This is a genomic window from Arenibacter catalasegens, assembly GCF_002909235.1.
In the GTDB taxonomy this organism is placed as follows: Bacteria; Bacteroidota; Bacteroidia; order Flavobacteriales; family Flavobacteriaceae; genus Arenibacter; species Arenibacter catalasegens.
The window spans coordinates 45,288-57,990 of sequence record NZ_PHQQ01000006.1 but is presented as its reverse complement, the minus strand read 5'-3'; the positions used below and the strand labels follow the sequence as shown (position 1 = coordinate 57,990).

General features: G+C 38.3%; 11 protein-coding genes. All 11 read left to right on the top strand.

Going from position 1 to position 12,703, the window contains the following annotated elements:
- Window positions 1-31: 31 nt before the first annotated feature.
- The 11 genes from CWD90_RS06710 (at window position 32) to pheS (ending at window position 12,582) form a co-directional block, all read left to right on the top strand.
- The gene (locus CWD90_RS06710) at window positions 32-898 is read left to right on the top strand and encodes a DUF58 domain-containing protein (RefSeq protein WP_103475170.1); all 867 of its coding nucleotides are present in this window, start codon (window positions 32-34) and stop codon (window positions 896-898) included.
- 5 nt (window positions 899-903) lie between these two features.
- Entirely contained in the window at window positions 904-2,559 is a 1,656-nt protein-coding gene (locus CWD90_RS06705; RefSeq protein ID WP_103475169.1) for a hypothetical protein, read from the top strand.
- Window positions 2,560-3,558 (top strand): vWA domain-containing protein, encoded by a 999-nt coding sequence (locus CWD90_RS06700; RefSeq protein ID WP_103475168.1) that lies wholly within the window; start codon window positions 2,560-2,562, stop codon window positions 3,556-3,558. It begins immediately after the preceding gene.
- Window positions 3,559-3,606: 48 nt separating this feature from the next.
- Window positions 3,607-4,644 carry a VWA domain-containing protein gene (locus CWD90_RS06695; RefSeq protein WP_103475167.1) on the top strand — a complete coding sequence of 346 codons (1,038 nt, stop codon included), beginning with the start codon at window positions 3,607-3,609 and terminating at the stop codon, window positions 4,642-4,644.
- A gap of 13 nt (window positions 4,645-4,657) precedes the next feature.
- Window positions 4,658-5,512, top strand: coding sequence for a tetratricopeptide repeat protein (locus CWD90_RS06690; RefSeq protein ID WP_103475166.1), 855 nt, complete (start codon window positions 4,658-4,660; stop codon window positions 5,510-5,512).
- 5 nt (window positions 5,513-5,517) lie between these two features.
- Entirely contained in the window at window positions 5,518-7,296 is a 1,779-nt protein-coding gene (locus CWD90_RS06685; protein WP_239986477.1) for a BatD family protein, read from the top strand.
- A gap of 3 nt (window positions 7,297-7,299) precedes the next feature.
- On the top strand, window positions 7,300-8,058 hold the full coding sequence (locus CWD90_RS06680; protein WP_103475165.1) for an SH3 domain-containing protein: 759 nt from the start codon (window positions 7,300-7,302) through the stop codon (window positions 8,056-8,058).
- A 59-nt stretch (window positions 8,059-8,117) separates the two neighbouring features.
- On the top strand, window positions 8,118-8,414 hold the full coding sequence (locus tag CWD90_RS06675; protein ID WP_103475164.1) for a hypothetical protein: 297 nt from the start codon (window positions 8,118-8,120) through the stop codon (window positions 8,412-8,414).
- Window positions 8,415-8,802: 388 nt separating this feature from the next.
- Window positions 8,803-9,432: a carbonic anhydrase gene (locus tag CWD90_RS06670; RefSeq protein ID WP_103475163.1), complete on the top strand. Its 630-nt coding sequence runs from the start codon at window positions 8,803-8,805 to the stop codon at window positions 9,430-9,432.
- 154 nt (window positions 9,433-9,586) lie between these two features.
- Window positions 9,587-11,437: a SulP family inorganic anion transporter gene (locus CWD90_RS06665; RefSeq protein ID WP_103475162.1), complete on the top strand. Its 1,851-nt coding sequence runs from the start codon at window positions 9,587-9,589 to the stop codon at window positions 11,435-11,437.
- 125 nt (window positions 11,438-11,562) lie between these two features.
- A complete protein-coding gene (pheS, locus tag CWD90_RS06660) occupies window positions 11,563-12,582 on the top strand; it encodes a phenylalanine--tRNA ligase subunit alpha (RefSeq protein ID WP_103475292.1) in 1,020 nt (339 codons plus the stop codon).
- The last annotated feature ends 121 nt before the right edge of the window (window positions 12,583-12,703 follow it).

Genomic DNA, 12,703 nt, shown 5'->3' with positions numbered 1-12,703 from the left:
AATACTTTTTACTGCAAACTGCAAACTGAAAATGGATACCAAGGAATTATTAAAAAAAGTTCGCAAGATTGAAATAAAGACGAGACGTCTTTCCGACCATATTTTTGGTGGGGAATACCACTCTACCTTTAAAGGAAGGGGTATGACCTTTAGTGAAGTGCGTCAATATCAATTTGGCGATGATGTAAGGTCTATAGATTGGAACGTTACCGCACGCTATAACGAGCCTTATGTAAAGGTTTTTGAGGAGGAAAGGGAACTTACCATGATGCTAATGGTAGACGTAAGTGGTTCAGAACTTTTTGGTACCACCAATCAGTTTAAGAAGGAAATTATTACCGAAATATCCGCCACTCTAGCCTTTTCTGCGCTACAGAACAACGATAAAGTTGGACTTCTTTTATTTACCAATGAAGTGGAGCTGTATATTCCGCCAAAAAAAGGAAAAAGTCACGCCCTTAGAATTATACGGGAATTGTTGGAATTTTCCCCAAAAAGTACCGAGACCAATGTAGGTGCTGCTTTAAAATTCCTTACCAACGTAATGAAGAAAAAAGCCATTGTTTTTGTGCTCTCGGATTTTATTACTGAGGATTACCTCCAAACATTGCGCATCACCGGTAAAAAACATGACCTTACGGGTATTAGGGTATTTGATGAAAGGGAGGAAAACATCCCCAATATAGGGATGGTACAAATGCAGGATGCAGAAACAGGCGCAATTCAATTGGTAAATACCCAATCCAAAAAAGTTAGGATGGCCTATGCCAAACATTACAGCGAGCGGGTTGCCTATTTTCAGGATACTTTTACCAAATCTGGATGTGGAGTGTTAAGTTGTAGGGTTGATGAAAGTTATGTTAAAAAATTATTGGGCTATTTTAAGAGAAGAGGTTGATTTAAATGAGGAACTTAGATTTGAGCATTAAAAATAGTTGTTCGTATTTTATACGATATATTGCATTGTGCCTACTTTTTGCCACGGCACAAGGATTTTCACAGAATTCTCCCACCATTAAGTCGGAGGTGGATACCACGTATATAAAGATTGGCGAACAGATAAATTTTAAAGTAACCGTAGAAACGGATTCTACTGCCCAGGTAATTTTCCCTGAAGGACAGACCTTTTCCCCTTTGGAAACCGTAGAGGCCCTAAAGACCGATACCGTTAAAAAATTGGACAGGATGACCCTGCAAAAAATCTACGCCCTCACCCAATTTGATTCCGGCTCCTACACCCTGCCCAGGCAACAGATTATGGTAAACGGAAAACCGTTTTTTACAGATTCCGTGAAAATTGATGTCGCTACCATTCCAGTTGATACTTTGGCGCAGAAGATGTACGACATAAAACCCTTGATCAATGTGGAAAAAACTAATGGGGGTCTTTGGAAAATCCTACTTTGGATATTAGGTATCTTGTTAGTAGCAGGTGCCGCCTTGTATTGGTTCGTTTTTAGAAAAAAAGCATTGAGCGATGCAGAAAAAGTAGCTTTATTACCTCCTTTTGACAGGGCTATTTTAGGGTTGAAAGAATTGGAAAAATCAAAGTATTTAATACAGGACGATTATAAATCCTACTATTCCGAGCTAACCGACATTGTAAGGTCTTATTTGGAGGAAGATGTTCATGTAACCGCGCTTGAAAGCACCACAGACCAATTAATAGACAAATTGGAAATGATGAAGGATGCCGGCCAACTTAAACTGGATAATGAAACCATTCAACAGTTTAAAAAAGTGCTACAAACCTCTGATTTGGTGAAATTTGCAAAATCCAAACCTGAAAACTCGGTAGCAGAGCAGGATAGGAAATCTGTAGAACAAATTGTCATAAAAACAAAAGAGGCCATTCCCGAACCCACAGAGGAAGAATTATTGCAACGTGAGGAGTATTTGGAAGAATTAGAAAAAAAGAAACACAAGAAAAAAATAATTATTGCGGCAGTAACTGCTGTTCTTGTGCTATTATTTTCCACAGCCGCAGCTATAGGCTATTACGGATTTGGATATGTCAAGGACACCGTTTTGGGCCATCCCACCAAAGAATTGTTGGAGGGAGAATGGGTACAGAGCGATTATGGTTTTCCCCCAGTAAGTCTACAGACTCCAAAAGTCTTATTGCGACAAGCTATAAAATTGCCTCCGGAAGCCCAGGCTACTATAAAAGAAATGCAGGCTTTTGCTTATAGGAGTTCTATTGGACTATTTACTATAGGTACCACCTCTATTACCTTGGCGCAACAAGAAGATCCAGATCTTGATAAGGCTTCCGAGCAGATCTTGAAAAATTTTGAGGCCCAAGGTGCCAAAAACATCACTACCAAACAAGAGGAGTTTACAACTTTGACAGGAGTCAAAGGAATTAAACTTTACGGTAGCGGGAAATTTGCCGTCCCTGAATCCAAAGAATTGATATCTGGGAATTATGTGGTCCTATTCTTTGGAGGTAAAGGCTTTCAACAAAATGTTATCTTGACATGGTTGTCAGACGATACCTATGCAGAACAAATTGTAGACCGAATTTTGAACTCAGTAGAAGTAAAAACGACCTTATAAATGTTTGAGAATATTTCCTTTGCGAACCCACAGTTTTTCTGGTTGTTGTTATTACTGCCAGTGGCAATGCTTTGGTATTTCTTTAAAAGAAGGGAACAAACCGCTTCCTTAAAAATTTCTAGTATTAAGGGATTTTCCAAAGGCAGCATTTTACCCAAATTAAAACATGCGCTCTTTTTTATGCGCCTATTGGCTTTAGCTGCTATCATTGTGGCACTAGCCAGGCCACAGACCGAAGATATTTCCACCAAAACCAAGACCACTAAAGGAATAGACATTGTTATGGCCATTGATGTTTCCTCCAGTATGCTTGCAAAAGATTTAAAGCCATACAGGTTGGCAGCACTTAAAAAGGTTGCAGCCGATTTTATTAATGAAAGGCCAAACGACAGGATCGGATTGGTGGCCTATGCCGGAGAAAGTTATACCAAGACACCCATCACAAGCGATAAGTCTATCGTTTTAAGGGCGCTGGACGAAATAACTTATGGACAATTAAATGATGGAACAGCAATTGGCATGGGACTGGCCACTTCAGTAAATAGACTTAAGGAAAGTAAGGCGCTAAGTAAAGTCATTATTTTGCTTACGGATGGTGTAAATAATTCAGGTTTTATAGAGCCCCAAACCGCTGCAGAACTAGCTGTTGAATACGGGATTAAAACCTACACCATAGGTCTTGGGACCAATGGAAATGCTATGTCCCCGATAGCCTATAATGCCGATGGATCCTTCAGATATGGTATGAGGGAAGTAGAAATAGACGAAGACCTACTTAAATCTATAGCAGAAACAACCGGAGGGCAGTATTTCAGAGCTACTGACAACAAAAAATTAGAAGCTATATACGACGAAATAAATAAATTGGAAAAAACCGAAGTAGAGGAATTCAAGTATTATAAATACGAAGAAAAATTTAGGCCTTGGATCTATTTGGCAGGAGTTTTGCTCTTGTTGGAATGGCTGGCAAGGATTACCTTATTTAAGAGTTTTATCTAAAATTTACTGGGCTCAAAGGGGTTTTGATTTAAAAATGAAGAATACAAAATGATTCAGTTAGACGAAAAATCATATTTATACTTGCTATCCATCATTCCGGTGATGGTACTCCTTTTTGTGCTTCTTCAATTTTGGAAAAAAAGAACACAAAGAAAATTTGCAGACCTTGCTCTTTTAAAGCGACTGACTCCAGAAAGGTCTAACTTTAAATCAAGTTTGAAATTAATCTTTATATTATTGGGAATTGCCGCTTTGACCATGGCATTGGTCAATCCAAAGATAGGTACGAAGTTAGAAACAGTGAAAAGGGAAGGCGTAGACATTGTGTTTGCCGTAGACGTTTCCAAAAGTATGTTGGCGGAGGATATTGCCCCCAACAGACTGGAAAAGGCTAAACGCCTGGTTTCCGAAATTATCAATCAATTGGCTAGTGATAGGATCGGAATCATAGCATATGCCGGTCAGGCATTTCCACAATTACCCATAACTACCGATTATGGCGCCGCCAAAATGTTCCTGCAAAATATGAACACCGATATGCTCTCCTCCCAAGGAACAGCTATAGACCAGGCTATTGAATTGGCATCTACCTATTATGACGACGAAGAACAAACCAATAGGGTGCTATTTATAATCTCGGATGGTGAAGATCATTCAGAAGGCAAGGTCGCGAATGCAGTTGAGGATGCAACCAACGAAGGAATAAGGGTTTTTACCATTGGAGTTGGAAAGACCAAAGGCGCACCAATACCCCTTAAAAGGAATGGCATTGTTGAAAGCCTAAAAAAGGACAACCAAGGAGAAGTAGTCATTACAAAATTAAATGAAGAAGTGCTCCAAGAAATAGCTGATGAAGGTAATGGGCTTTACATAAATGGTGAAAACACCGAAGAAGCCGTTGCCATCATCAAGGAACAATTGAACCAGATGGACAAGAAAGAATTTGAGGCTAAACAATTTGCCGAATACAAAGATCAATTCCAATGGTTTTTGGGCGCAGGTCTTTTATTCTTATTTTTAGACATTTTTATCTTGGATAGAAAAACCAAATGGTTGAAAAAATTGAATCTGTTCAACGAGCGATAAACGAAGAAGGAATATGGGAAAGATTGTATATATCATCATTTTAATCGGAAGCCTTGTCCATGCACAGGAAGTAGATAAGGAAAAAGAAAAATCAATTAAAATTGCCACCAATTACACTTGGGAGGGAAATAAGGATCTCTCTGAAAGCAATTTTGTTAATGCCGAGGCCAATTATAGGAGGGCAATCTCCAAGAGTACCGAAAATAGCATTGCTCCATATAATTTGGGAAATGCCTATTATGAAAACGAAACTTATAGCGAAGCATTTGGACGGTTTAAACAGGCTGGGGAAAATGCTTTGAACAAAAAAGACAAACACAAGGCCTACCATAATATGGGTAACGTCTTTATGAAAAACAAAGAATACCAAAAAGCGGTAGATGCCTATAAAGAGGCCCTGAGAAATGACCCAACGGATGAGGAAACCCGTTATAATTTAGCTTTGGCCAAGGAAATGCTGAAAAAGCAACAGGAAGAAGAGCAAAAAAACGATCAAAATAAGGACGACCAGAACCAGGACGACAAGAAAGATCAAAAGGACCAAAACGAAGACAAAAAAGAAGGGGACGAGAACAAAGACAATAAAGGCGACCAAAAAGAAGATCAGGGCGACAAGGGGGAAGACGGGGATAAAGGAGAGGAAAAGAAAGAAGACAAAAAAGAAGGTGAAGGAGATAATGAAGAGCAAAACGACGAGCCATATAAGGCAGAAGATCAAAAGCAACAACAGCCAAGGCCAAGCCAATTGTCTCCACAACAGGTGAAAAATTTGCTAGAGGCAATGCAAAACGAAGAGAAAAAAGTACAGGAAAAAATTGATGCTCAAAAAGTAAAAGGAACAAGAATTAAAAATGAAAAAGACTGGTAATACACGTGAATATTAAAAGATACATATCATTATTTTCGCTGTTATTCCTTGGCATATTTTTAAATGCCCAGGATAATGAAACCGTTACCTTCGAAATGAATCTCAGCAAGGATGTGCTGGGCATTAACGAACGTCTAAGAGTGGACTTTAGCATGAATAGGGATGGGGATAATTTTGTGCCCCCGGATTTTGAGGGGTTCAGGGTGCTTATGGGTCCATCACAATCCATTAGCTCCTCATGGGTGAACGGGGTTAGAAGTTTTTCCAAAACCTATACCTATACTCTAGCACCTACCGCTAGGGGAAAATTCACCATTAAACAATCCACTATTGTCATCAAGGGCGAAACCTATAAATCCCTACCCAAAGAGGTGGAAGTTACCGCAGCTGTTGATAGACCGGACGGAGAAAAAACAGTAGACGATGTGGCCGACGAAAGCCTACATTTGGTAGCCGAAATATCCAAAACCAGCCCTTATCTAAATGAAGCGGTTACCGTGGTTTATAAATTATACGCCAGTCCTTCCATAGATGTGACCAATTTTAGGGCGTTGGATAATCCAAAATATAACAATTTCTGGAGTCAGGATATTCCAGTCACCAAATATGATATTCAGAATACCACCTATGATGGCAAGACATATAGATCGGTAATCCTAAAAAGAGTAGTCTTATATCCACAAAAAACGGGCGAATTGGAAATAGAACCCCTTTCCCTGGATGTAAGTTTACAGGTACCCACTAACAAACGCGATTTTTTTGGAGGTAGAATATTTGCCCAAACCAACAAAACCGTATCCGCTGGCAATAGGACTATTAATGTTAAGCCATTGCCAACCGAAGGGAAACCAGCAGATTTCAGTGGTGCCGTAGGAGAATTTCAGTTTTCGGTAACCACCAGTAAGACTCATTTAAACGCCTCCGAGTCCCTGCAGGCCAAAGTTGCCATTAGTGGAAAAGGAAACTTGAAATTATTCGAGATTCCAGAATTAAACCTACCTAGTTCCTTGGAAGTTTATGAGCCGGAGTTCAACGAAAGTGTTCGCACCAATCTATCCGGAATGGAAGGCAATGTCAGCAATAGCTATACTGTAGTACCAACATTCAGAGGAAAGTATCCCATTCCCAGTATAGCGTTTAGTTTTTTTAATCCCAAGACTGAAAAATATCAAACTTTGAATTCTGGAGAAATTCTGATAAATGTATTGGAAGGACCAATCAGCGGGGCATCGGACAACACTGGATCCGTCACCAGCAACAAACAACGAGTGGTGGCAACAGGAAATCAATTTGTATTTAATAAATTAAGGCCAAACCTTAGCACTATAAGCAGCCAATACTTTTTTGGCTCAACCAACTTTTTTCTTTGGTGGTTACTTCCTGTTTTACTAATTCCAATTGCCATACTATTTGGCAAAAAAAGAGAAGCCATTGCAAGTGACGTAGAAGGAAACAAAATTAAACGCGCCAATAAACTGGCTAGAAAATATTTATCAGCTGCAAAAAAAGCACTAGGCTCCAAGGACTCATTTTACGTGGCCCTAGAAAAGGCATTGCACAATTATTTGAAGGCAAAACTCAAAATAGAGACATTTGAATTTAGCAAGGACAAAATCACCACTTTACTAAATGAAAAAAATGTAGACGAAGCAACTCATGAAGGATTTGTAGGATTACTTAAGAATTGTGAAATGGCCAGATATAGTCCTTTCTCTGAAGTACAAATGCAACAAGATTACAATAAAGCCAGTGAGGTTATTTCACAATTGGATAAACAAATTTAAGCTATGGTACGTGCATTAACTATTTTGGCTTATTTGGTATGCAGCTTAGGTTTTTCGCAGAACCAACAACTGTTTGACCAAGCTACTGCCTCTTATAATGAAGGGGAATATACCAAAGCTGCTGACAATTATTTAAAGATCCTGGAGGGCGGGGAACATTCAGCAGAACTCTATTTCAATCTGGGTAATACATATTATAAGCTCAATAATATTGCGCCTAGCATTTATTATTACGAAAAGGCATTATTGTTGAAACCCAATGACCAAGATATTAAGAACAATCTGGCATATGCTCAAAATATGACGTTGGATGCCATTGAACCTCTACCACAAACTACTATTTCAAAAATATATAAACAGCTAACTTCAAAACTCACATTTGACCAATGGGCCTACGTTGCTATTGTCTTTATGATGCTCTTTGTCTGTTGTTATATTGGCTTTTATTATTTTAAATTTTCAACCGAAAAACGAATAGCTTTTATCAGCAGCTTCATTTTTCTTTTAATAAGCATCATTGCGGTAATACTAGCCTATGTTCAATACTCCAAATTTAAATCCGATCAACCCGCCATTGTTTTTGCCGAAGAAGTTGGTATAAAATCCGAACCTAATAACAGGAGTCAAGCCATATTCACTTTACATGCCGGTTCTAAGGTGCATGTACTTGAACAATTAAATGACTGGAAAAAAATTCAAATAGAAGATGGAAAAACTGGATGGTTATTGGCAGATGATATTAAGGAACTAAAAGACTTTTAAAAATTATTTAACAGTCTTATAATAGTAATACTAGTATATTCGCACCATTCAATGTATATATGAAGAAAAGTTGCCTCTATTTTTTATTGTTTTTCTGGGTTTTTGCCATTGTAGCCCCTGCTATTATTACCATAATTGGTGATAATACTGTAATTATAGTATCTAACTTAAACGAAGAGGAAAATCAAAATTCAGTTAATAAGTACGTTGCTGAAAAACACATTTTATATAATAATACGGAAGATATATTTTCGTCTTTAGTAAATAATAAAAAAGTAGCCCATTCCAGATATTTATTGGGCTCTTCCAATTATATATTGGATATTAATCTTCCTCCCCCGGAATTCCTTTCCTAGTAATCCTTACTTTACATTTGATATATTTTACGGTATAATTTTCAAGGGAATTTATGCCCAATACCAATATATCCACTAATTTAACAAGCGAAAGTTTTAAGGATGTGCTATACTGGACTCAAACGACCAGCAAAAAACATATTCCCCAAGTGATTTACAATTAATTCTATCGCTAAAGATTAGGGTGTAATTAATTGTATGCACATAGCTCACTTAAAATTTATATAAAATAATTTAGATAATAAAACGCATAAATAAGTCATTACCATTTAACACATGTCTCGAAAATTTTTGGGACAAAACGAAAGATTCGCCCAATAATTAAAGACAATACGGTCAATATCTGTGGAATGGAAAATAGCTTATCATGCTAAAAAAAATATAAAAGATGAAAAAACTAGATCAAGTTTTTAAGAATAACGAAAAATGGATTCAAGAAAAATTATCGGTTAATCCGGAATTTTTCAACGAGATGGGCAAAGGACAAAGTCCGGAAATACTTTATATTGGATGTTCGGATAGTAGGGTAACTTCCGAAGAGCTTATGGGCATGGGACCAGGAGAGGTCTTTGTACACCGAAACATTGCCAATATGGTTATTAGCATTGACCTTAATGTCATGTCCGTGGTTAATTATGCCGTTGAACATCTAAAAGTGAACCACGTTGTTGTTTGTGGCCATTATTCCTGTGGAGGTGTAAAAGCAGCTATGCAATCGGCCGATTTGGGCATTTTAAATCCATGGTTAAGAAATATTAGGGATGTATACCGAATACATGCTAAAGAACTTAACGCCATAACCGACGAAGAGCAAAAATATGATCGTCTGGTAGAATTAAACGTACAAGAACAATGTATTAACCTCATTAAGACGGCCGCTGTACAAAAAGCCGCTAGGGATCGCGACCTTACTGTTCATGGCTGGGTTTTCGATATACACACTGGAAAATTGATAGATCTAAAAATAGATTTTGAAGGGATCCTAAAAAACATAATGGAAATCTACCATCTCGATTAAGTCGGGGCCAACAATGGTGTAAACCGGATTAAACTCACAAGACATTAATTAATTTTAAAATGTCCCAATCATTGCACAACTCTAAAACGGTTTGCCGTCATTAGATTTGGTGCATTGAATTGACAATAACTGTAATTAAAATAAAAATATTAAAATGAAAAATATATTTTCAAATTTAAAAGGCGATTTATTTGGTGGGATAACTGCTGGAATAGTTGCCTTGCCCTTGGCTCTTGCCTTTGGGGTTTCTTCTGGGCTTGGTCCTGATGCTGGTCTTTACGGTGCTATATTTATAGGATTTTTTGCCGCCTTATTCGGAGGTACAGCTACCCAAATTAGTGGCCCTACAGCTCCCATGACCGCCGTTAGTTTAGTGGTCATTGCAGGAATTGTAGGCGTAAATAATGGTGATTTGGAAAAGGCACTGCCCTCTATCCTTCTGGTCTTTCTGTTGGCAGGTCTACTTCAAATTGTATTGGGTGTTATAGGTATTGGAAAATACATTAAATACATTCCCTACCCCGTTGTTTCCGGTTTTATGACCGCAATCGGGGTTATCATCATCATTACCCAAATTCTACCAGCCATAGGTTACTATCCCAAAGAGGATAATGAATATGTTTCAGGATATACCCCTTTAGCGGAAGAAGTGCTTTTGGAAAAAATCTTGAAGGAAGAGGCTGGCGAAGGTTACTTGGTATTGGAAGACTTTACCGAAACCCAGAAAAGGGCCGCAGAGGTAAGTGAGGACAACATTTTAACGGAAGCAAAGACCTTGGCGGGCAATGAGTCCAAATCTGTTTTGGGTACGGTAAAACTATTACCCAGGGCACTTGCAAATATAGATTGGCTAGAACTTATACTGGCCTTATCTACCATTATCATAATCTTTGGATTCAAGAAAATCACTACTGCGGTGCCCAGCACCCTGGTAGCCTTGATAGCGGTGTCTGGTGCAGCTTTTGTCTTTAATCTGGATTACAGGCCTATTGCAGAAATCCCTAGTGGCTTTCCCATGCCACATTTCGAAATGTTCACAGATTTTAAATTGGCGCAGATATCGCCATACTTATTTGCAGCCCTATCCCTAGCAGTACTTGGTGCCATAGATTCTTTATTAACCTCAGTTGTTGCGGATAATATGACCAAAACAAAGCATAACCCCAATAAGGAGTTATTAGGCCAAGGAATTGGAAATAGTGTGGCATCCATTTTTGGAGGTATTCCAGGAGCTGGAGCTACCATCCGTACCGTTGTAAATATTAATGCAGGAGGAAAAACTCGCTTGTCCGGAGCAATAGCCGCCATATTATTGTTAATAATCCTTTTGGCATTAGGTCCGGTTGCCTCACAAATTCCGGCAGCTGTTTTAGCTGGTATTTTGGTAACTGTAGGTATTGGCGTTATGGACTACAAAGGATTAAAAGCCATACCAGCCATGCCAAAAAGTGAAGTTGCCATTATGATTTTGGTATTAATACTTTCTGTATTTTGGGACTTGGTGAGTGCGGTTGGTATAGGTCTTATCATTGCATCCCTAATCTTTATGAAAAAAATGGGCGATCTAACGGCGGAACGTTCCGATGTGAAGCCTTTGCTTAAAGAAAAAGCATGGGCTGATGAGGACAGTTTCCCTGAGAGCCTTAAAGCAAGTGTTTTTATTAAGCACATAAAAGGTCCGTTATTTTTTGGTTCTACGAGCGATTTTCAACAACTTGCCAAACAAATACCGAAATCCGCATCCACAGTTATTATTAGGATGGATAGAATGCAATATATGGATCAGTCCGGACTATACGCCATGGAGGATATTCTAGTAGATTTGCGACGTGATAATATTGAAGTACTATTCGTGGATGTTTTAGATCAGCCAAGATATATGATGGAACGAATTGATATCATTCCCGATTTGGTATCCAAAGAGAATATATTCGATAATTTTCAAGCTTGTACCAATTATATCAAACAAAAACAAAAGGTTCTAAGCGAACGCATACCTGCATAAAATTATACGAGCCCCATTGATCAATGGGGCTCGTTTTTTATTTCAGCAAAATCTATTCGCCGCTTGGCATAAAAGTTTTAAATTTGTGGTTCCTATTTTTAGGAAAGACAAGCCAAGCATTTACCATGATAGAGGAAATAAAGGAACATATATTAGAGGTAGAAAAATTTAATTCTACCGATAAAGAAGCCATTGAGGCATTCCGAATTAAATACTTAGGAAAAAAAGGGTTGTTCAATCATTTTTTTTCAGATTTTAAAAACGTCCCGAACGAGCAAAAAAAGGAGTTTGGAAAAACCGTAAACCTACTAAAAACCGTTGCCACCGAAAAGGTAAATACTCTAAAGGAGGCCCTTGAAAACAAAAGGGAGGAAAAAGGTATTTATGGAGACTTAACCAGACCTGGAGAACCCTTGGGACTCGGAACGCGTCATCCTATTTCTATAGTTAAAAATCAAATCATTGACATCTTTTCCCGTATTGGGTTTAATGTGTCCGAGGGGCCTGAAATAGAGGATGATTGGCACAACTTTACTGCCCTAAACCTTCCGGAATACCATCCGGCCAGGGATATGCAGGATACATTCTTTATACAAACCAACCCTGATATTTTATTGCGTACACATACCTCATCTGTGCAAGTACGGTATATGGAAAATAATAAACCTCCGATCAGGACCATTTCACCAGGAAGGGTGTACAGGAACGAAGCCATTTCTGCACGTTCGCATTGTTTTTTTCACCAAGTAGAAGGTCTTTATATAGATAAGGATGTCTCTTTTGCAGATTTAAAGCAAACGCTACAATTTTTTACCACCGAACTATTCGGAAAATCAGAAATAAGGCTTAGACCATCCTACTTCCCATTTACGGAGCCTAGTGCCGAGGTAGATGTTTATTGGGGACTGGAAACAGAAACCGATTACAAAATGACTAAGGGAACTGGTTGGTTGGAAATTATGGGCTGTGGTATGGTAGACCCTAACGTACTAACCAATTGTGGCATCGATGCCAATGAATATTCGGGCTTCGCCTTTGGTATGGGTATAGATCGAATTGCGCTCTTACTGCATCAAATATCTGATATTAGACTTTTAAGTGAAAATGACGTGCGCTTTTTAGAGCAGTTCAAAAGCGCTTTTTAAATTTACAATAGTGCTAAGAAACCAGTAGTAATATATTCATTTATTGAATTAGGGTCGACTTTAAAAAAGAGAATAATAAAATTTTTCCAGCAATGCAGACTGGAAGGTGGATATAACATTT